Source organism: Citrobacter sp. Cpo147 (assembly GCF_030332405.1).
GTDB classification, from domain to species: domain Bacteria; phylum Pseudomonadota; class Gammaproteobacteria; order Enterobacterales; family Enterobacteriaceae; genus Citrobacter; species Citrobacter portucalensis.
Genome location: NZ_JAOWHX010000030.1, coordinates 1,332,376 through 1,351,248 on the forward strand (window position 1 = coordinate 1,332,376; position 18,873 = coordinate 1,351,248).

Consider the following 18,873-nt stretch of genomic DNA (forward strand, 5'->3'; position numbering starts at 1 on the left):
AGCGGCGATTATGATGTTTAAGCAATACCTGCAAGTAACGAAACCAGGCATCATCTTTGGCAACCTGATCTCGGTGATTGGGGGATTCCTGCTGGCCTCGAAAGGCAGCATTGATTATCCCCTGTTTATCTACACGCTGGTTGGGGTGTCACTGGTTGTGGCGTCGGGTTGTGTATTTAACAACTACATCGACAGGGATATCGACAGGAAGATGGAGAGGACCAAAAACCGCGTGCTGGTTAAAGGTCTGATTTCCCCTGCGGTCTCGCTGGTATACGCCACCCTGCTGGGTATTGCTGGCTTTATGCTGCTGTGGTTTGGCGCGAACCCTCTGGCCTGCTGGCTGGGGGTAATGGGCTTCGTGGTCTATGTGGGCGTTTATAGCCTGTACATGAAGCGCCATTCCGTTTATGGCACGCTGATTGGCTCACTCTCCGGCGCTGCGCCGCCGGTGATTGGCTACTGTGCCGTAACCGGTGAGTTCGATAGCGGTGCATTGATTCTGCTGGCTATTTTCAGCCTGTGGCAGATGCCGCACTCTTACGCGATTGCGATTTTCCGCTTCAAGGATTATCAGGCTGCCAACATCCCTGTACTGCCGGTGGTGAAAGGTATTTCGGTCGCGAAGAACCATATCACGCTGTACATCGTGGCGTTTGCTATCGCCACGCTGATGCTAACCCTGGGCGGCTATGCAGGTTATAAATACCTGATTGTTGCCGCGGCGGTGAGCGTCTGGTGGTTGGGCATGGCGCTGCGTGGTTATAAAGTGGAAGATGACAGAGTCTGGGCGCGCAAGCTGTTCGGTTTCTCCATCATCGCCATTACCGCGCTCAGCGTGATGATGTCGGTCGACTTTATGGTGCCAAACTCGCAGAACCTGCTGACTTACGTCTGGTAAGTTAATCGTCACACCTTCTATGCCGGATGGCGGCTGACGCCTTATCCGGCCTACAAAAAAGCACATAGCTTGTAGGCCGGATAAGTTACGTTCAGATCGCTATCCGGCATTTTCGTCTCCAGCCGACGCCCCTCACAACCCCAACATTTGTTAATAAAGCGCATATTTACCCAGCCTGCTTAGCGCTTTACACTAGGCGCGAAATTAATACAGAGGTGGGAATGAACGATTACAAAATGACGCCCGGTGAGTTGCGCGCCACCTGGGGTTTAGGGACCGTATTCTCGTTGCGCATGCTTGGCATGTTTATGGTCCTGCCGGTTCTGACCACGTACGGTATGGCGCTACAGGGTGCCAGCGAAGCGCTGATAGGCCTTGCCATCGGCATATATGGTCTGGCGCAAGCCGTTTTCCAAATCCCCTTTGGCCTGCTCTCTGACCGCATTGGTCGTAAGCCACTTATCGTCGGCGGGCTGGCGGTATTCGTTCTCGGCAGCATAATTGCTGCTCTCTCCGATTCAATCTGGGGCATTATTCTTGGTCGGGCTTTACAAGGCTCTGGCGCGATTGCTGCTGCCGTAATGGCGCTGCTTTCCGACTTAACCCGTGAGCAAAACCGTACCAAAGCGATGGCGTTTATCGGCGTCAGCTTTGGTATCACCTTCGCCATTGCGATGGTGCTGGGACCAATCGTTACCCATGCGCTGGGGCTACACGCGCTGTTCTGGATGATTGCAGCCCTTGCTACCACGGGTATCGTGCTGACCATTTGGGTCGTTCCCAATAGCACTACCCACGTGCTGAACCGCGAGTCGGGCATGGTAAAAGGCAGCTTCAGCAAAGTGCTGGCGGAGCCAAAACTGCTGAAGCTCAACTTTGGCATCATGTGTCTGCACATATTGCTGATGTCCACCTTCGTCGCTTTACCAGGCCAACTGGCGAAAGCAGGCTTCCCTGCAGCAGAGCACTGGAAAATTTATCTGGTGACGATGCTGCTGTCCTTTGTTTCCGTGGTGCCGTTCATCATTTACGCCGAAGTGAAGCGCAAGATGAAACGCGTGTTCCTCGCCTGCGTGTTACTGATTCTTATTGCAGAGATTGTATTGTGGAGCGCTAACGTGCGTTTCTGGGGGTTGATTGCGGGCGTGCAGATATTCTTCCTCGCGTTCAACCTGATGGAAGCCCTCCTCCCCTCGCTTATCAGTAAAGAGTCTCCGGCTGGCTATAAAGGCACGGCGATGGGCGTTTACTCCACCAGCCAGTTTCTTGGCGTGGCGATTGGCGGTTCGCTCGGCGGTTGGGTGGTTGAAATGTTTGATGGTCAGGCCGTATTCCTGGCCGGTGCGCTTCTGGCGGCAGTGTGGTTATTGGTGGCGAGTACAATGAAAGAGCCGCCGTACGTCAGCAGCCTGCGGGTGGAAATCCCGCCTGAAATTGCTGCGGATGACACCCTGAAGCAGCGCCTGCTGGCAAAAGAAGGAATAAGCGAAGTGTTAATTGTGGCGAAAGAACATTCGGCCTACGTGAAAATCGACAGCAAAGTGACGAATCGATTTGAGGTTGAGCAGGCCATCAGCCAGGCGTGAAGATGAGATTTGTCAGATGGCGGCTTACGCCATCTGACATAACGACTTAATCGCGGAAGTTCTTAAACTGGAACGGTTGACCGAGGTCGCCGCCGCGAACCAGTGCCATGACGGATTGCAGGTCGTCACGCGCCTTGCCGGTTACACGGATTTCTTCGCCCTGAATCTGCGCCTGCACCTTCAGTTTGCTGTCTTTGATCAGCTTAACGATTTTCTTTTGCACTGCGCTTTCAATGCCTTGTTTCAGCTTAGCTTCAACAAACCAGGTTTTACCACTGTGCACGAAGGTTTCAGGTACGTCCAGCGACGTGCCTTCAATACCGCGTTTGAGCAGCTTGGCACGCAGAATATCCAGCAACTGATTGACCTGAAAATCAGACTCGCTCAGCACCTTAATCGTCTTATTTGACTCATTCAGCTCAAAAGTCGCTTCAACGCCACGAAAATCAAAGCGTGACTCCACTTCGCGGCTGGCGTTATCTACCGCGTTACGGGCTTCCTGAAGATCAACTTCAGAGACAATATCGAAAGATGGCATCTTTTCCTCTCCCTTCATTTTTGATGCGAAGCATAATACCTGCAAAGTTACCCAACAGACAGCGCTATACTAGGCTGTATCCTTTAATTGTACGTGGTACTGATACCTGCGAACAATAATGGGGTACGGCCGATATGGATTAACACCTGGTGCTGTTGCAGGTGAGGAGGAAGAATGAAAATTACCGTACTGGGATGTGGAGCGCTAGGACAGCTTTGGCTTACCGCGCTATGCAAACATGGACATGAGGTGCAAGGGTGGCTACGCGTACCGCAACCCTATTGCAGCGTAAACCTGATCGACACGGATGGGTCAGTTTTTAATGAATCCCTGACGGCAAACGACCCCGACTTTTTGGCAAAAAGCGACCTGCTGCTGGTCACCCTGAAAGCCTGGCAGGTTTCTGATGCGGTAAAAAGCCTGGCCGCAATTCTGCCTGAAACTACTCCCATTCTGCTGATTCACAACGGCATGGGGACAATTGAAGAGCTGCATAACATTAAGCAACCTCTGCTGATAGGCACCACCACCCACGCGGCACGCCGTGACGGCAACGTCATCATTCATGTCGCTCAGGGAACAACACGCATTGGTCCGGCACGTGAACAAGACGGTGATTTCAGTTATCTGGCTGAAGTCCTGCAAGAGGTGCTACCGGACGTCGCCTGGCACGACACTATTCGCGCCGAGCTGTGGCGAAAGCTGGCCGTCAACTGCGTCATTAACCCGCTGACCGCATTATGGAATTGCCCAAACGGCGAGTTACGCCATCATCCTGAAAAAATAGCACTCATCTGCGAGGAAGTGGCCGCGGTCATTGAACGCGAAGGCCACCACACATCTGTGGACGATTTACGCTATTATGTCGAGCAAGTGATTGACAGTACGGCGGAAAATATCTCATCAATGCTGCAAGACATTCGTGCCCTGCGCCATACTGAGATCGACTACATTACCGGTTATTTGTTAAAACGCGCCCGCGCGCACGGCATCGCCGTCCCGGAAAACGCCCAACTGTTTGAAATGGTAAAGAGAAAGGAAAGTGAGTATGAACGCTCAAGCACTGGTATGTCTCGCCCCTGGTAGTGAAGAGACCGAAGCGGTCACCACTATCGATCTGCTGGTGCGCGGCGGAATTAAGGTCACAACTGCCAGCGTCGCCAGCGATGGCGACCTGACGATCGTGTGCTCACGCGGAGTGAAGCTGCTGGCGGATGCGCCATTAGTCGAAGTTGCTGACGGCGATTTCGACATTATCGTGCTACCGGGCGGTATTAAAGGCGCCGAGTGTTTCCGCGACAGCCCGCTGCTTATCGAAACCGTGAAACAGTTTCATCGTTCCGGGCGCATTGTCGCGGCAATTTGCGCCGCGGCCGCCACCGTACTCGTCCCACACGATATTTTCCCCATCGGTAACATGACCGGTTTTCCGGCGCTGAAAGACCAAATTCCCGCTGACCAGTGGCAGGACAAGCGCGTCGTATGGGATCCGCGCGTCAATCTGTTAACCAGCCAGGGACCGGGGACTTCCATTGATTTCGGTTTGAAAATCATTGATCTTCTGGTGAGTCGCGAAAAAGCTCACGAGGTGGCGTCACAGCTGGTGATGGCCGCGGGAATCTATAACTACTACGAGTAAATCTTCGAGCCACTCCCTTATAAGGAATCATAATGAAAGGATATCTGAGTGGAGTGGCTTTACTGCTCCTTTCCGGTTATGCCACAGCGACGCAACTCGAAATAAAGAGTATTGAATATCGCTATCCCGGAAGCACTGAAATGCAGTATCGCTTGCCATGGTTTTCCTCGACGGATAACCCCAAAGTTGCAAAACGCATTAACGATTATATTTTCGCAAGCTTTATCAATCAGCTACCGGGTAATACTCCACAGGCCACAGTAAATCAGTTTGCGAAATCAGCCATGAATCCCACCGCAAACCTTGACTACACGGTTGAGTATCGCGACGCAAAAATCCTGACGCTCAACATGTTTGTCGAAGGTTGCGGGGCGTATTGCGAGTCGTACAATGTGCCGATCAGCTTCGATTTAGCCAGCGGTGCGGCAATTACCCTTAACGATCTCTTTTCCCGGGCTACAATCGCCGAATTAAACATCCGTATCAGAAAAGATATCCGCGGCCAAATCGATACCTTTGTTACGGCGCATAATTCGCAAACACCAGAACAAATAAAAGAAGAGAAAGGTGAAGATTTTAACTATGCCGAATTCTACGCATCGTGCGCAACCTACACCGACGGTTTGTACTACATCGACAAATTCTCCCTGCAAAAAGACCATCTGGCTTTCCTGAACGGACGCTGTAGCAACCACGCCAGCCGTGCGCTCGACGAGTTGGGTGATTTCACAACGAAAATCCCAACCGCGGAACTGCAAAATCGACTCACACCGTACGGCCAATATCTGACTACCGTAAAGAGTACAACACCAGTTTCGCCAGCGCCCGGCATTGACGGCAAAGTCATGTACGGCACACTGGGAAAAAGCATGCGTATTGTGTTGAAGGTGGACTGCAAATACGGTGATTTTTTTGAAGGGGCTTACTTTTACCAAAAATTTGGCGCACCGATTGAATTGACCGGCAAATGCGACACAGCCGACAATCAACATTATGAACTGAAGACATCTGCGGCTGAACAAACGCAAGAGAAGATAACGCTAGAGTTAAAAGACGGTGTCTATCAGGGGCTCTGGGAGTCGAACGGGAAGACGCTTCCCGTGCGGTTTGAATAATATCGTTATATTGCCGGATGGCGGCGTAACCGCCTTATCCGGCCTACAACACGGTGTTTACTCAATTACGGGCGATACACCTTCACGTTCTCAAAGCCCTGCTCGCGCAGATAAAGCGCCTGCAGGCGACTCATCACCCCGCGTTCACACCACAGCAGCCAGGTTTTACTCTGGTCCAGATCGCCGAATTTAGTGCTCAGCTTGTAGAATGGCAGAGAAACGACGTCCACACCTTCAACCTTCAGCGGTTTATCATCCTGTTCATCCACAGAACGGATATCAAGGATTACGTCATTCGGGCCGAAACCGCTCACGGTTTCCACTTCTACCACGGTCTGCTGCGTCTGCTGGGCGATATCGCGAATATCGATATTGTTCGCTTCTTCAACCACTTTATCGAGGATAGAGAAATCGAAGTTTTCTTCTTCGGCCTCAATCTTCGCTTTGATCGCTTTCACCGTCGGGCTTTTTGAAATCACACCGCAGTATTCCGGCATGGTACGGGCAAAGTCCTCGGTACCAATTTCACGCGCCAGATTGATGATGTGCTCTTTATCATGGGAGATAAGCGGGCGCAGGATCAGTGTGTCAGAAACGTTATCGATCAGACGCAGGTTGGTCAGCGTCTGGCTGGACACCTGGCCCAGTGCTTCACCGGTTACCAGCGCCTGTACGCCGTAGCGCTCAGCGACTTTCGACGCTGCGCGAACCATCATACGTTTGAGAACCACGCCCATCTGGCCGTCATCAACTTTCTCCAGGATCTCACCGACCACCGGTTCAAAGTTGATAGCAACAAAACGCACGCGATGCGAACTACCGAAGCGATTCCACAGGTAATGCGCCACCTGGCGAACGCCGATTTCATGCGCTGCGCCGCCAAGGTTAAAGAAGCAATAGTGAACACGGCAGCCGCGACGCATCAGCATGTAGCTGGATACACCAGAGTCGAAACCGCCGGAAATCAGCGACAGTACGTCTTCCTGCGTCCCAATCGGGAAACCACCAATACCTTCATAGCGGCCTTTAACCAGCAGCAGACGGTCGTTTTCGATTTCAAGATTAACGGTCACATCCGGCTTCGTCAGCTTCACGCGTGCAGATTCAATATGTTGGTTCAGTCCACCGCCAACATAACGTTCCACCTCAATGGAGCTAAACTCATGCTTCCCGCGACGCTTCACGCGAACACAGAAGGTTTTACCTTCCAGTTGATCGCGATACTGAACCAGTGCTTTCTCGAAAATATCGTGCATATCGGTAAACGGCACGTCTTCTACTTCGAGAATGTGGTGGATACCCGGAATACGGGTCAGCGCGTCGCGAATATCCAGGCGCTGGCTTTCATCTTTAGCGCGAACCTCAACGTGATCCCAGTGACGAACAACGGCAAGGTCTTCATCATAGTGCTTTAAAACGTTACGAATGTTCCCTGTCAGAATTTTTATAAAGCGCAAACGCACAGATTGGCTTTTGATGGTGATTTCTGGGAACAATTTAATGATAAACTTCATGGCGGCAATGGTTCTTAGGCAAGTCTGAATGACTTGTAATGGAAAAAAATACAGCAGCCCATACCCGCGACTGCATCCAGGCGCGCAAGTATATCACCATCACGCGGCTACTGTGCACATTGCGCGTTATTTGCTTATCAGTGCGAGTCCGTTACCATAGTCTTGTGCTGCCAATACAGAGAGTCAGACATTCATTATGCCGAAGAAAAATGAAGCGCCCGCCAGTTTTGAAACCGCGCTGAGCGAGCTGGAACAAATTGTTACCCGTCTGGAAGGCGGCGACCTGCCGTTAGAAGAAGCGTTGAACGAATTCGAACGTGGCGTACAGTTGGCGCGTCAGGGACAGGTCAAATTGCAACAGGCTGAACAGCGCGTACAAATCCTGCTGTCAGATACTGAAGACGCCGCCCTTACGCCTTTTACACCGGATAATGAGTAAATGGATTTTACGCAGCAGCTACAGGCTTGCGTTGAGCAGGCCAACCAGGCACTGAGCCGTTTTATCGCGCCACTGCCCTTTCAGAACACTCCCGTGGTAGAAACCATGCAATATGGCGCATTATTAGGCGGTAAACGCCTGCGCCCGTTCCTGGTGTATGCGACCGGTCAGATGTTTGGTGTCAGCCTGAGTACGCTTGATGCTCCCGCTGCCGCCGTCGAATGCATTCATGCCTATTCGCTGATGCACGATGATTTGCCCGCGATGGATGACGATGACCTGCGACGCGGTCTGCCGACTTGCCACGTAAAATTTGGCGAGGCAAATGCGATCCTGGCCGGAGATGCGCTACAAACGCTGGCATTCTCCATTATCAGCGACGCCCCAATGCCGGAAGTCACTGACCGTGACCGCATCGCGATGATCTCTGAACTGGCTCAGGCCAGCGGCATCGCCGGTATGTGCGGCGGTCAGGCGCTGGATCTGGAAGCTGAAGGTCATCAGGTTGAGCTGGATGCACTGGAGCGGATTCACCGCCATAAAACCGGAGCATTGATTCGCGCCGCCGTGCGTTTGGGGGCGTTAAGTGCTGGCGATAAAGGGCGAGAATGCCTGCCAATACTCGACAAATACGCAGAAAGCATCGGTCTGGCTTTCCAGGTTCAGGATGACATCCTGGATGTGGTAGGCGATACTGCAACATTGGGTAAACGTCAGGGTGCTGACCAGCAGCTTGGCAAAAGTACCTATCCTGCACTTCTGGGTCTTGAGCAAGCCCAGAATAAAGCCCGGGATTTAATCGAGGATGCCCGCCAGTCGCTAAGTCTGCTGGCCGCACAGTCACTCGATACCTCGGCACTGGAAGCGCTAGCGGACTACATAATCCAGCGTGATAAATAAACCAACATATCCCATGAGCTTGCGATGAGTTTTGATATAGCCAAATACCCGACCCTGGCGCTGGTCGACTCCACCCAGGAGTTACGTCTGCTGCCAAAAGAGAGCCTGCCAAAGCTTTGCGACGAACTGCGCCGCTATTTGCTCGACAGCGTAAGCCGTTCCAGCGGGCACTTCGCCTCTGGTCTGGGCACGGTGGAACTCACCGTCGCGCTGCACTATGTCTACAACACCCCGTTTGACCAGTTAATCTGGGATGTGGGACATCAGGCTTATCCGCACAAAATTCTGACCGGTCGCCGCGATAAAATCGGCACCATTCGTCAGAAAGGCGGCCTGCATCCGTTCCCATGGCGCGGTGAAAGCGAGTATGACGTACTGAGCGTTGGGCACTCTTCTACCTCCATCAGCGCAGGTATCGGTATTGCCGTTGCCGCCGAGAAAGAAGGTAAAGAGCGCCGTACCGTGTGTGTGATTGGTGATGGTGCCATCACCGCTGGGATGGCGTTTGAAGCGATGAACCACGCGGGCGATATTAGGCCCGACATGCTGGTTATCCTCAACGACAACGAAATGTCGATTTCAGAGAACGTCGGCGCGCTGAACAATCATCTGGCACAGCTGCTCTCTGGCAAACTCTACTCATCGCTGCGCGAAGGCGGGAAGAAAGTCTTCTCCGGCGTGCCGCCGATTAAAGAACTGCTCAAACGTACTGAAGAACACATTAAAGGTATGGTTGTGCCGGGGACTCTGTTTGAAGAACTGGGCTTTAACTATATCGGTCCGGTGGACGGTCACGACGTGCTGGGGCTTATTACTACGCTCAAAAACATGCGCGATCTGAAAGGCCCGCAGTTCCTGCACATCATGACCAAAAAGGGTCGTGGCTACGAGCCTGCGGAAAAAGATCCGATAACCTTCCACGCGGTACCCAAATTCGATCCGTCCAGCGGATGCCTGCCGAAAAGCAGCGGCGGCCTGCCGAGCTATTCAAAAATCTTCGGTGACTGGCTGTGCGAGACCGCGGCGAAAGACAATAAGCTGATGGCAATCACCCCGGCAATGCGCGAAGGTTCCGGAATGGTGGAGTTTTCACGTAAGTTCCCGGACCGCTACTTCGATGTAGCGATTGCCGAGCAGCACGCGGTGACGTTTGCTGCCGGTCTGGCGATTGGCGGCTACAAGCCGGTGGTAGCCATTTACTCGACCTTCCTGCAACGCGCCTACGATCAGGTGCTGCACGATGTAGCCATCCAGAAACTGCCGGTCCTGTTCGCCGTTGACCGGGCAGGGATTGTTGGCGCAGATGGACAAACCCACCAGGGGGCGTTCGATCTCTCCTTCCTGCGCTGCATCCCGGAAATGGTCATCATGACCCCGAGTGATGAAAACGAATGCCGCCAGATGCTGTTCACCGGCTATCACTACAACGATGGTCCAACGGTCGTGCGCTACCCACGCGGTAACGCGGTAGGCGTTGAGCTGACCCCGCTGGAACAACTGCCAATTGGTAAAGGCATCGTGAAACGTCACGGGGAAAAAGTGGCGATTCTCAACTTCGGCACCCTGATGCCGGAAGCCGCTCAGGTCGCAGAGTCGCTGAACGCCACGCTGGTCGATATGCGCTTTGTAAAACCACTGGATGAAACGTTGATCCTTGAAATGGCTGCCCAACACGAGGTGCTGGTTACCATTGAAGAGAACGCCATTATGGGTGGTGCTGGCAGCGGCGTAAACGAAGTGCTGATGGCCCATCGTAAGCCCGTCCCGGTGCTGAACATTGGCCTACCAGACTTCTTCATCCCGCAGGGAACTCAGGATGAAGCTCGTGCCGATCTGGGTCTGAATGCCGCCGGAATTGAGGCCAAAATCAAGGCCTGGCTGGCATAATCCCCTCCCCGCTCCTGCTATGCTTAATTCATCACGAGCTAAGCAGGAGTGGATTGATGAAATACAACATCTTAGGAAAAACCGACCTACGGGTCTCCCGCCTTTGCCTGGGTTGCATGACGTTTGGCGAACCCAATCGCGGCAATCACGCCTGGACGCTACCTGAAGAAAGCAGCCGCCCGATAATCAAACACGCCCTTGAGGGCGGCATTAACTTTTTCGATACCGCCAACAGCTACTCCGCTGGCAGTAGCGAAGAGATTGTCGGTCGCGCGCTGCGTGATTTCGCCCGCCGCGAAGATGTCGTGGTCGCTACCAAGGTTTTTCATCAGGTTGATGATTTAGCGGAAGGATTATCCCGCGCACAAATTCTGCGCTCGATTGATGACAGTCTCCGACGCCTGGGTATGGACTATGTGGACATCCTGCAAATTCACCGCTGGGATTACAACACGCCGATCGAAGAAACGCTGGAGGCCCTCAACGACGTCGTAAAAGCCGGTAAAGCTCGCTATATTGGCGCCTCATCCATGCACGCTTCGCAGTTTGCCCAGGCACTGGCCTTACAAAAGCAACACGGCTGGGCGCAGTTCGTCAGCATGCAGGATCACTACAATTTGATCTACCGTGAAGAAGAACGCGAAATGCTGCCGCTTTGCTATCAGGAGGGTGTGGCAGTGATCCCATGGAGTCCGCTGGCGCGTGGTCGCCTGACGCGTCCCTGGGGAGAAACAACAGCACGCCTGGTTTCCGATGAAGTCGGTAAAAATTTGTACAACGAGAGCGATGAAAACGACGCGCAAATCGCCGCACGACTGACCGGTGTCAGTGAGGAGTTGGGTGTAACGCGGGCACAGGTTGCGCTGGCCTGGCTGCTGAGCAAACCCGGCGTGGCAGCGCCAATTATTGGCTCTTCGCGTGAGGAACAGCTGGATGAGTTGCTCAACGCGGTAGATTTAACGTTGAAGCCGGAGCAAATTGCCGAGCTGGAAACGCCGTACAAACAGCATCCGGTGGTGGGATTTAAATAAGCGCGGTTGAAGATTGTAGGCCGGATAAGCATAGCGCATCCGGCACTGATCGCCCGATGTCTCGGCGTTTATCGGGCCTACAATAGCCCCTGAAAAGGGTTAAATGATACCTACCGGCCAGTGATGACCGATAAAATACAAAATTCCGGCAGAGAGTATTCCAGCCACAATATCGTCGATCATGATTCCCGTCCCGCCATGCACGTTGCGATCGAACCAACGAATCGGCCACGGCTTCCACATATCCAGAATACGGAAAATCACAAATCCGGCGGCAACCCACTGCCAGTCGTTTGTCGGCAGCGCCATCAGGGTAATCCACATCCCGACAAACTCGTCCCAGACTATGCTACCGTGATCGTGCACGCCCATATCTTTCGCCGTTTGATGGCACAGATAAACGCCGATACAGATAGATAACATCACCACCAGCGAATACAGCTGCCACGGCAGAAAGGTCATTAAATACCAAAAAGGGATCGCCGCCAGCGATCCCATCGTGCCAGGAACAATTGGGCTCAGCCCGCTGCCAAAACCGGTGGCTAACAGGTGCCACGGATTGCGCATACTCAGGCGGCTTTTGGCGACATCTTTTTTAAGGCGCGGCAAAATGGTCATATCCTTTCCAGTCAAACGTGACGGGTTTTCCATCGCGCGTAAAGTGAATGCCTTCCACGTCCGCGCTCATCTGCCCAATGCAGGTAAACGCTGCGCCGAGATTTCCCAGCGCCACGTCCAGCGCACCACGATTAATTTCCGGTACGGTAAAGCATAACTCATAATCTTCACCGCCCGAGAGCGCCCAGCGCAGGGCCTGTTCCGGCTCAACGTGCTGTGACAATGCCGTGGAGTATGGCAGCACATCAACGTTAACCCGTGCGCCACAGCCGCTGGCATTAACGATGTGCCCCAAATCGGAAATCAAACCGTCGGAAATATCGATAGCCGCACTGGCCAGATCGCGCAGGGCTTGTCCCTGCAAAATACGCGGCGTGGGACGCAGATGGCGTTTCAGCAGATAGTCCGCGTCTGTTGCATCTGCAACCTGCAATCGGTTCTGCAAAATCGCCAGCCCGGCCGCACTGTCACCCGGCGTGCCGGTAACATAAATCCAGTCACCCGGTTTCGCGCCAGAGCGTTTTAAGGCCCGCCCAACGGGGACGTAGCCATGGATACCCAGCGTCATCGACAGCGGCCCACGCGTGGTGTCACCGCCAATCAGCTGCATATCATAGTAATTGAGGAGTTCAAACAGGCCATCGCTGAAGGCTTCCAGCCAGGCTTCATCGACGTCAGGTAACGTGAGCGCCAGCGTCAGCCACGCAGGATCCGCCCCCATCGCCGCCAGATCGCTCAAATTCACCGCCAGCGCTTTCCACGCGAGATCGGTCGGATCAATGTCGGGGAGGAAGTGGTTACCTGCCACCAGCGTATCGGTACTGATCGCCAGCGTTTGTTTTTCAGGGATGTTCAGAAGTGCGCAGTCGTCACCAATACCGGTTTCGACATCAAGACGAGAAGTTCTTACGCGGTCAAAATAACGGGCAATCAGGGAAAACTCGCCACATGCCATACGTTATGCCTCAGCAGAAAAAAAAGAAAAAGCCGGGGATAGCGGAAACAGGTTCCACCATCCAGCCGGCCTCGGGATTACTTTTTGTTGGGGCGAATCACAGGTGCTGCTTTATCCAGTACGCCGTTCACGAATTTGTGGCTATCTTCGGCGCCGAAGGTTTTTGCCAGTTCAATCGCTTCGTTGATGGCCACTTTGTACGGCACATCACTACGTTTAGACAATTCAAACAGCGCAATACGCAGTACAGCTTTTTCTACCTGACCCAGCTCTTCCAACAGACGAGACAGATAAGGCTTCATTAATCCATCCAGGTACGCGCTGTTAGTCGCCACCCCGGACAGCAGTTCACGGAAATACAGAACGTCGACATCTTTAACGTCCTGTTCCGCCAGGAACTGGTATTCAACATCAGCGATGTCGTTCTGGGACAACTGCCAGGAGTAGAGCGCCTGGACGGCACACTCACGGGCGCGGCGACGAGCAGCAGGTTTCACGGATTTCCCCTTACAAAAATCAGGCCTTGATGGCTTTCAATACATTAATCATTTCAAGCGCAGTCAGTGCAGCTTCTGCGCCTTTGTTACCGGCTTTAGTGCCAGCACGTTCGATGGCTTGTTCAATACTTTCGGTGGTCAGAACACCGAAGGCTACCGGAATGCCACTGTCCTGAGCGACATGCGCCAGGCCATTGCTTGCACCGCCAGCCACATATTCGAAGTGCGCGGTACCGCCACGGATCACCGTACCGAGCGCAATCACTGCGTCGTATTTACCGGTTTTTGCCAGTGCGTCGGCCGCCAGTGGCAGCTCATATGCACCTGGAACCCAAACAACGGTAATGTTTTCATCTTTAACCTGGCCAATACGTTTCAGGGCGTCGATAGCACCTTCCAGCAGGCTGTCATTGATAAAGTTGTTGAAACGCGCAATGGTGATGGCGACGCGAGCGTCCGGGGTAGCAACGTTAGCTTCAATAATGTTCATATTCTTCCTTCGGGTTCGATTTATGGCCCCGTAAGGGGGGCGGATTTTATCATAATATTCTGTGCGCTGCTTCCTCTAAATCAGAAAGCCTCACGCAGTCGTTAAATGCAGGCAAACGTCCGGGCCCACCTGGCGTATCTCATTGAATTTGAAATGGGGTGCGTCAGCCAGTTTCTCAAGGCCTGGAAGCACACATAATCCTCTCGCATCGCTGCCTAACAGTTTAGGCGCAACATAAACGATTAGCTCATCGACCAAACCGGCCTGTAATAATGCCCCTGCGAGCGTTGGGCCTGCTTCAACCCAAATGCTGTTAATTTGCTGTTTGCCCAGTTGCATCATTAGCACCACCAGATCCAGATGCCCGTTATGTTCCGGCACCTTCAGGCTGCGCACCGTCTCCGGCCAGCTACGAGGGTCGTCTTCAGTCCGGACAATCCAGGTTTCTCCTGGCTGTTGCACAATTTGGTGCTCCGGTGTGACCTGATTCTGGCTATCAAGAACAATGCGGATTGGCTGGCGCAGCTCTTCCTGCGGGTAACTCGCCTGAGTTGACTCCCCTAGCTCCGACCAACGCACGGTAAGCTGAGGGTCGTCTGCCAGCACCGTAGAACTGCTGGTTAAAATGGCATGGCTTTGCGCGCGCAAGCGTTGCACATCGCGGCGCGCCTGTGGCGAGGTAATCCACTGGCTTTCACCGCTGGCCATCGCCGTACGGCCATCAAGCGACGCGCCAAGCTTAAGCTGAAGATACGGGAATCCCGTACGCATGCGCTTGAGGAAGCCTTTATTCAGTTGCTCAACTTCGCTCATCATCAGCCCGTGGCTGACGTCGATGCCCGCCTGCTGTAAACGGTAGAGCCCACGTCCTGCGACCTGCGGATTGGGATCCTGCATCGCCGCAACCACACGCGACACCCCCGCCGCAATCAGCGCATCGCAACACGGCGGCGTGCGACCATGATGACTGCAGGGTTCGAGCGTCACGTAGGCAATTGCCCCCTGCGCTTTTTCTCCGGCCATCCGCAGAGCATGAACTTCGGCATGCGGTTCGCCCGCACGGTGATGATATCCTTCACCGACGATCTCCCCATCTTTCACAATCACGCAGCCCACGTTGGGGTTAGGGTGAGTGGTAAAACGTCCGCGCGCAGCAAGCTTCAGCGCGCGCGCCATGTACAATTCATCCTGCATGGCTTAGTCCTGTAGGCGAGCAATCTCTTCGCCAAATTCTTTGATATCTTCGAAACTCCGGTAGACAGAGGCAAAGCGGATGTAGGCGACTTTATCGAGCTTTTTCAACTGCTCCATCACCAGGTTGCCAATCATCTTACTCGGCACCTCACGCTCGCCCGTCGCACGCAGCTGTGATTTGATATGGTTTAACGCCATTTCGACGTCATCTGCGCTGACAGGCCGTTTCTCAAGCGCTCTGAGCATGCCGCTGCGCAGCTTTTCTTCATTAAAGGGTTCACGCACATCGTTGCTTTTCACAACGCGCGGCATGACAAGTTCAGCCACTTCAAAAGTGGTGAAACGTTCGTTACAAACCAGACACTGCCGACGGCGGCGTACCGAGGAGCCCTCGCCTACAAGACGAGAGTCAATTACCTTAGTGTCTACGGCGAAACAGAATGGGCAATGCATACGGCGTCCTGTACCTCAGTGGTTAACAGAATCTATTTTACCCTGAACTGCCGTGACAACAAAGGCGCTGCGCTTTTGAGACAAAGGATCGATGCCTTCGTGCTCAGTCCACACTACCATTATGCTATCGCGACAATGAAGGAAGTAATCACAATGACAAGACGTTACCTAAGAATTCTCCTGGTGGGAAGTCTCTTTAGTCTTAGTGCCTGCGCACAGCAAAGCGAAGTACGCCAGATGCATCAAAGCGTTAGCACGTTGAATAAAGAGATGACGCAGCTTAATCAGGAAACAGTAAAAATTACGCAACAAAATATGTTGAATGCAAAATCAACCAGCGGCGTCTATCTGCTACCGGGTTCCAAAACCCCGGCACGACTGGACAGCCAAATTGGCACCTTACGCATGTCACTGGTGAACATTGCACCGAACGCCGATGGTACGCGCCTGACGCTACGGATTCAGGGTGAATCCAACACGCCTTTACCCGCTTTTAGCGCCACCGTTGAGTACGGGCAAATTCAGGGCACCACGGACAATTATCAGGAAGTGAACGTTCACAACCAGTTGGTCAACGCTCCGGCGAGTATTCTTGCTCCCAGCGACGTAGACATTCCGTTGCAGATAAATGGCCTCACTCCAGATCAGTTAGGATTTGTTCGCATCCACGACGTCCAGCCTGTTAGCCAATAAACTTTTTTGCGGAACGTTTTGTGCGTTCCGCAACATCATCCCAGTCCATTTTGTTACTCCTCTGACATCACCGATATTTCTGGTAAAACTTGGCAACATTCATGGGAGCCAGTACAATTCGCCGCCTAAAGTACGCAAACGTGAACGCAATCGATTACGTAAATGATAGAACTGTGAAACAAGACATATTTTTGTGAACAATGATTTTTATAATAGGCTCCGAAGAATTACGAAATATTTAGAAACGCAAATTGCGCATTTTTCACTCCCGAAAGGGATTTCAAACAGTGGCATACATATGAAAAAAACATTACTTGCAGCCGGTGCAGTGCTGGCGCTCTCCTCGTCTTTTACTGCCAACGCAGCAGAAAATGACAAACCGCAATATCTGTCCGACTGGTGGCACCAGAGCGTTAACGTGGTGGGTAGCTATCACACCCGTTTCTCCCCGAAACTGAACAACGACGTGTATCTGGAATACGAAGCGTTTGCTAAAAAAGACTGGTTTGACTTCTATGGCTACATCGATATTCCGAAAACCTTCGACTGGGGTAACGGCAACGATAAAGGTATCTGGTCTGACGGTTCCCCGCTGTTTATGGAAATCGAACCGCGTTTCTCCATCGACAAACTGACCGGTGCTGACCTGAGCTTTGGTCCGTTCAAAGAATGGTATTTCGCCAACAACTACATCTACGATATGGGTGATAACAAAGCCAGCCGCCAGAGCACCTGGTATATGGGTCTGGGTACCGATATCGATACCGGTCTGCCGATGGGTCTGTCTTTGAACGTGTATGCTAAATACCAGTGGCAGAACTATGGCGCATCCAACGAAAACGAGTGGGATGGCTACCGTTTCAAAGTGAAATACTTTGTGCCGATCACCCAGGTTTGGGGCGGCCAGTTGACCTACATCGGCTTCACCAACTTCGACTGGGGCTCAGATTTGGGTGATGATCCGAACCGCACCAGCAACTCTATCGCGTCCAGCCACGTCCTGGCGCTGAACTACGATCACTGGCACTACTCCGTCGTAGCGCGTTACTTCCATAACGGCGGCCAGTGGAAAGGTGGAGATACCCTGAACTGGGGCGAAGGCGACTTCAGCGCGAAATCTACCGGTTGGGGTGGTTACCTGGTCGTAGGTTACAACTTCTAATCCAGACAATGTTTCGCAGACAAGCCAGCTTAACCGCTGGCTTTTTTATGGCTGGTCTTCACAGCGTACTTTACGCAAAAAGTCACTTAGCGAGCGATCTGCCGATTCGCGAAAATGCCTGTCGAGTGGCGTAATCTTCAGACATCGATCAACGCGAAAGCAACGATAATCGTCACGCTTCTCGCACCAGCCAACCAGCAGCCAGTGCTCGCCCCAGAAAAATAATCCCAGCGGCTGAACGTCGCGCCAGGAGAGGTTCCCGGACTCATCGCGATAATGCAGCGCCAGCACCTGCTGTGCTGAAACCGCGCGATGTATGAGATCGAAGGCACTACGTGAATGCGGCTGATTACCAAAATCTGGCGCGAAAATCCGCGTTTGCTCGGCTCTGCGCCGACTCTCTGGCGGCAATATCGCCAACACTTTTTCCTGCGCGGATTCCAACGCCTGTGAGAGTGAATCCCCACCCCATGTTTTCAGCAACCGAATCGCTACCATCAATGCTTCTGATTCGTGATGCGTTAACATCAAGGGCGGTAGATCAAACCCGGCCATTAAGCGGTATCCGCTGCCCACTTCGCCTTCAATAGGCACGCCGGATAAAGAGAGATCGCGGATATCGCGATAAATCGTCCGTTCAGAAACCTCAAGACGCTCTGCCAGCAGCGCCGCCGTTGTCACTCGCCTGCCACGCAGGATTTGCACAATCTGAAACAAGCGGTCGGCGCGTCTGCTCATTTTAATCCTCAGTGCTGAAAATATTACGCGGGTTGATGTAAACCAACACGATTGCCTTCGCTGTCAGTAAATAGCGCAATCGTACCAATGTCCTGCCCCAGTTCGAGTGGGCCAAACACACACTGACCGCCAGCAGTGGCGACGCGTTCAAGCGTTGCAGCCAAATCGTCCGTATGCAGATAAATAATAGCGCCCTGCGCTGAAGGCGTAATACCATCAAATTTAGCCAGCGCCCCGCCGGGAGCGGGATCCTGATGCGGAAATACGGCGAGCTCAGCGCAGTCCATATTCTCCCTGCGCAAAGAAACCTGCATCACTGGCTCATAAAAAGCGATGGCGCGATCCATTTGTGCCACGGGGATTTCAAACCAATTAATTACGTTGCTCATACTTCCTCCTGCCTGTGTGGGTAATCTCAGGAGGACTATAAGACAGGGCTACTGACAGCATACTGTCAGTAGTGTGGCGACAGGAAAAGATAATTACCTGTCGCTAATTCACAGGCAAAAAAAATCCCGACCTT

At 52.9% G+C, this 18,873-nt stretch carries 21 protein-coding genes; 11 read left to right on the forward strand and 10 right to left on the reverse strand.

What is annotated here, in order from left to right; all coding sequences use genetic code 11:
• The first annotated feature begins 10 nt into the window (after nt 1-10).
• Nucleotides 11-901, forward strand: a complete 891-nt coding sequence (gene cyoE / locus OGY06_RS08950) for a heme o synthase (RefSeq protein ID WP_003831005.1) — start codon at nt 11-13, stop codon at nt 899-901.
• Nucleotides 902-1,122: 221 nt separating this feature from the next.
• A complete protein-coding gene (locus OGY06_RS08955) occupies nt 1,123-2,487 on the forward strand; it encodes an MFS transporter (protein WP_057067573.1) in 1,365 nt (454 codons plus the stop codon).
• A gap of 46 nt (nt 2,488-2,533) precedes the next feature.
• Here the strand turns inward: OGY06_RS08955 and OGY06_RS08960 are convergent, their stop codons facing one another.
• Nucleotides 2,534-3,025, reverse strand: a complete 492-nt coding sequence (locus OGY06_RS08960) for a YajQ family cyclic di-GMP-binding protein (RefSeq protein ID WP_003831002.1) — start codon at nt 3,023-3,025, stop codon at nt 2,534-2,536.
• A gap of 174 nt (nt 3,026-3,199) precedes the next feature.
• Here OGY06_RS08960 and panE point away from each other — a divergent pair, with 174 nt between their 5' ends.
• The 3 genes from panE to OGY06_RS08975 are packed head-to-tail and all read left to right on the forward strand — an operon-like array spanning nt 3,200 to nt 5,779.
• On the forward strand, nt 3,200-4,111 hold the full coding sequence (panE, locus tag OGY06_RS08965) for a 2-dehydropantoate 2-reductase (RefSeq protein WP_060682658.1): 912 nt from the start codon (nt 3,200-3,202) through the stop codon (nt 4,109-4,111).
• Nucleotides 4,074-4,664: a protein deglycase YajL gene (gene yajL / locus OGY06_RS08970; protein ID WP_286605121.1), complete on the forward strand. Its 591-nt coding sequence runs from the start codon at nt 4,074-4,076 to the stop codon at nt 4,662-4,664. The genes panE and yajL overlap by 38 nt, the downstream gene beginning before the upstream one ends.
• Before the next feature lie 32 nt (nt 4,665-4,696).
• Nucleotides 4,697-5,779 carry a hypothetical protein gene (locus OGY06_RS08975; protein WP_286605123.1) on the forward strand — a complete coding sequence of 361 codons (1,083 nt, stop codon included), beginning with the start codon at nt 4,697-4,699 and terminating at the stop codon, nt 5,777-5,779.
• A gap of 65 nt (nt 5,780-5,844) precedes the next feature.
• Here OGY06_RS08975 and thiI read toward each other — a convergent pair whose 3' ends face one another.
• Nucleotides 5,845-7,293 (reverse strand): tRNA uracil 4-sulfurtransferase ThiI, encoded by a 1,449-nt coding sequence (thiI, locus tag OGY06_RS08980; RefSeq protein WP_008783933.1) that lies wholly within the window; start codon nt 7,291-7,293, stop codon nt 5,845-5,847.
• Nucleotides 7,294-7,489: 196 nt separating this feature from the next.
• On the opposite strand from thiI, the gene xseB reads away from it, so the two are divergent.
• From xseB to yajO, 4 genes are read left to right on the forward strand one after another with little or no spacing between them, the layout of a single operon-like run.
• Nucleotides 7,490-7,732 (forward strand): exodeoxyribonuclease VII small subunit, encoded by a 243-nt coding sequence (gene xseB / locus OGY06_RS08985; protein WP_003021586.1) that lies wholly within the window; start codon nt 7,490-7,492, stop codon nt 7,730-7,732.
• Nucleotides 7,733-8,632, forward strand: coding sequence for a (2E,6E)-farnesyl diphosphate synthase (gene ispA / locus OGY06_RS08990; RefSeq protein WP_008783932.1), 900 nt, complete (start codon nt 7,733-7,735; stop codon nt 8,630-8,632).
• A 24-nt stretch (nt 8,633-8,656) separates the two neighbouring features.
• A complete protein-coding gene (dxs, locus tag OGY06_RS08995) occupies nt 8,657-10,519 on the forward strand; it encodes a 1-deoxy-D-xylulose-5-phosphate synthase (RefSeq protein WP_126955925.1) in 1,863 nt (620 codons plus the stop codon).
• Nucleotides 10,520-10,575: 56 nt separating this feature from the next.
• Nucleotides 10,576-11,550: a 1-deoxyxylulose-5-phosphate synthase YajO gene (gene yajO, locus OGY06_RS09000; protein WP_008783931.1), complete on the forward strand. Its 975-nt coding sequence runs from the start codon at nt 10,576-10,578 to the stop codon at nt 11,548-11,550.
• Nucleotides 11,551-11,649: 99 nt separating this feature from the next.
• On the opposite strand, the gene pgpA is transcribed toward yajO, so the two are convergent.
• From pgpA to nrdR, 6 genes are all read right to left on the reverse strand, one after another.
• Nucleotides 11,650-12,168, reverse strand: a complete 519-nt coding sequence (pgpA, locus tag OGY06_RS09005; protein ID WP_003021578.1) for a phosphatidylglycerophosphatase A — start codon at nt 12,166-12,168, stop codon at nt 11,650-11,652.
• Nucleotides 12,146-13,123, reverse strand: coding sequence for a thiamine-phosphate kinase (gene thiL / locus OGY06_RS09010; protein WP_126319044.1), 978 nt, complete (start codon nt 13,121-13,123; stop codon nt 12,146-12,148). Before thiL ends, pgpA begins: the two co-directional genes overlap by 23 nt.
• Nucleotides 13,124-13,200: 77 nt before the next feature.
• Nucleotides 13,201-13,620, reverse strand: coding sequence for a transcription antitermination factor NusB (gene nusB, locus OGY06_RS09015; protein ID WP_000801129.1), 420 nt, complete (start codon nt 13,618-13,620; stop codon nt 13,201-13,203).
• A 19-nt stretch (nt 13,621-13,639) separates the two neighbouring features.
• Complete coding sequence (gene ribH, locus OGY06_RS09020; protein ID WP_003021575.1) at nt 13,640-14,110, reverse strand: 6,7-dimethyl-8-ribityllumazine synthase; 471 nt, start codon at nt 14,108-14,110, stop codon at nt 13,640-13,642.
• A 90-nt stretch (nt 14,111-14,200) separates the two neighbouring features.
• Nucleotides 14,201-15,304: a bifunctional diaminohydroxyphosphoribosylaminopyrimidine deaminase/5-amino-6-(5-phosphoribosylamino)uracil reductase RibD gene (gene ribD, locus OGY06_RS09025; RefSeq protein ID WP_003830984.1), complete on the reverse strand. Its 1,104-nt coding sequence runs from the start codon at nt 15,302-15,304 to the stop codon at nt 14,201-14,203.
• Between the two features lie 3 nt (nt 15,305-15,307).
• Complete coding sequence (gene nrdR / locus OGY06_RS09030) at nt 15,308-15,757, reverse strand: transcriptional regulator NrdR (protein WP_003021571.1); 450 nt, start codon at nt 15,755-15,757, stop codon at nt 15,308-15,310.
• A gap of 153 nt (nt 15,758-15,910) precedes the next feature.
• Between nrdR and OGY06_RS09035 the strand changes: the two genes are divergently transcribed.
• The gene (locus OGY06_RS09035) at nt 15,911-16,450 is read left to right on the forward strand and encodes a SadB/YajI family lipoprotein (RefSeq protein ID WP_003830983.1); all 540 of its coding nucleotides are present in this window, start codon (nt 15,911-15,913) and stop codon (nt 16,448-16,450) included.
• 298 nt (nt 16,451-16,748) lie between these two features.
• A complete protein-coding gene (locus OGY06_RS09040; RefSeq protein ID WP_003021561.1) occupies nt 16,749-17,612 on the forward strand; it encodes a nucleoside-specific channel-forming protein Tsx in 864 nt (287 codons plus the stop codon).
• Between the two features lie 45 nt (nt 17,613-17,657).
• Here the strand turns inward: OGY06_RS09040 and OGY06_RS09045 are convergent, their stop codons facing one another.
• A complete protein-coding gene (locus OGY06_RS09045) occupies nt 17,658-18,350 on the reverse strand; it encodes a helix-turn-helix transcriptional regulator (protein ID WP_032942528.1) in 693 nt (230 codons plus the stop codon).
• 23 nt (nt 18,351-18,373) lie between these two features.
• A complete protein-coding gene (locus tag OGY06_RS09050; protein WP_003021554.1) occupies nt 18,374-18,739 on the reverse strand; it encodes a VOC family protein in 366 nt (121 codons plus the stop codon).
• Between the last annotated feature and the right edge of the window lie 134 nt (nt 18,740-18,873).

What these genes read in the sequence shown, in the direction of transcription:
- yajL (WP_286605121.1), top strand. Translation starts at nt 4,074, where the DNA reads ATGAACGCTCAAGCACTGGTATGTCTCGCCCCTGGTAGTGAAGAGACC.
- ispA (WP_008783932.1), top strand. Translation starts at nt 7,733, where the DNA reads ATGGATTTTACGCAGCAGCTACAGGCTTGCGTTGAGCAGGCCAACCAG.
- dxs (WP_126955925.1), top strand. Translation starts at nt 8,657, where the DNA reads ATGAGTTTTGATATAGCCAAATACCCGACCCTGGCGCTGGTCGACTCC.
- xseB (WP_003021586.1), top strand. Translation starts at nt 7,490, where the DNA reads ATGCCGAAGAAAAATGAAGCGCCCGCCAGTTTTGAAACCGCGCTGAGC.
- thiI (WP_008783933.1), bottom strand. Translation starts at nt 7,293, where the DNA reads ATGAAGTTTATCATTAAATTGTTCCCAGAAATCACCATCAAAAGCCAA.
- OGY06_RS09045 (WP_032942528.1), bottom strand. Translation starts at nt 18,350, where the DNA reads ATGAGCAGACGCGCCGACCGCTTGTTTCAGATTGTGCAAATCCTGCGT.
- ribH (WP_003021575.1), bottom strand. Translation starts at nt 14,110, where the DNA reads ATGAACATTATTGAAGCTAACGTTGCTACCCCGGACGCTCGCGTCGCC.
- cyoE (WP_003831005.1), top strand. Translation starts at nt 11, where the DNA reads ATGATGTTTAAGCAATACCTGCAAGTAACGAAACCAGGCATCATCTTT.
- OGY06_RS09040 (WP_003021561.1), top strand. Translation starts at nt 16,749, where the DNA reads ATGAAAAAAACATTACTTGCAGCCGGTGCAGTGCTGGCGCTCTCCTCG.
- OGY06_RS09050 (WP_003021554.1), bottom strand. Translation starts at nt 18,739, where the DNA reads ATGAGCAACGTAATTAATTGGTTTGAAATCCCCGTGGCACAAATGGAT.
- pgpA (WP_003021578.1), bottom strand. Translation starts at nt 12,168, where the DNA reads ATGACCATTTTGCCGCGCCTTAAAAAAGATGTCGCCAAAAGCCGCCTG.
- nrdR (WP_003021571.1), bottom strand. Translation starts at nt 15,757, where the DNA reads ATGCATTGCCCATTCTGTTTCGCCGTAGACACTAAGGTAATTGACTCT.
- panE (WP_060682658.1), top strand. Translation starts at nt 3,200, where the DNA reads ATGAAAATTACCGTACTGGGATGTGGAGCGCTAGGACAGCTTTGGCTT.
- OGY06_RS08955 (WP_057067573.1), top strand. Translation starts at nt 1,123, where the DNA reads ATGAACGATTACAAAATGACGCCCGGTGAGTTGCGCGCCACCTGGGGT.
- ribD (WP_003830984.1), bottom strand. Translation starts at nt 15,304, where the DNA reads ATGCAGGATGAATTGTACATGGCGCGCGCGCTGAAGCTTGCTGCGCGC.
- yajO (WP_008783931.1), top strand. Translation starts at nt 10,576, where the DNA reads ATGAAATACAACATCTTAGGAAAAACCGACCTACGGGTCTCCCGCCTT.
- OGY06_RS08975 (WP_286605123.1), top strand. Translation starts at nt 4,697, where the DNA reads ATGAAAGGATATCTGAGTGGAGTGGCTTTACTGCTCCTTTCCGGTTAT.
- OGY06_RS09035 (WP_003830983.1), top strand. Translation starts at nt 15,911, where the DNA reads ATGACAAGACGTTACCTAAGAATTCTCCTGGTGGGAAGTCTCTTTAGT.
- OGY06_RS08960 (WP_003831002.1), bottom strand. Translation starts at nt 3,025, where the DNA reads ATGCCATCTTTCGATATTGTCTCTGAAGTTGATCTTCAGGAAGCCCGT.
- thiL (WP_126319044.1), bottom strand. Translation starts at nt 13,123, where the DNA reads ATGGCATGTGGCGAGTTTTCCCTGATTGCCCGTTATTTTGACCGCGTA.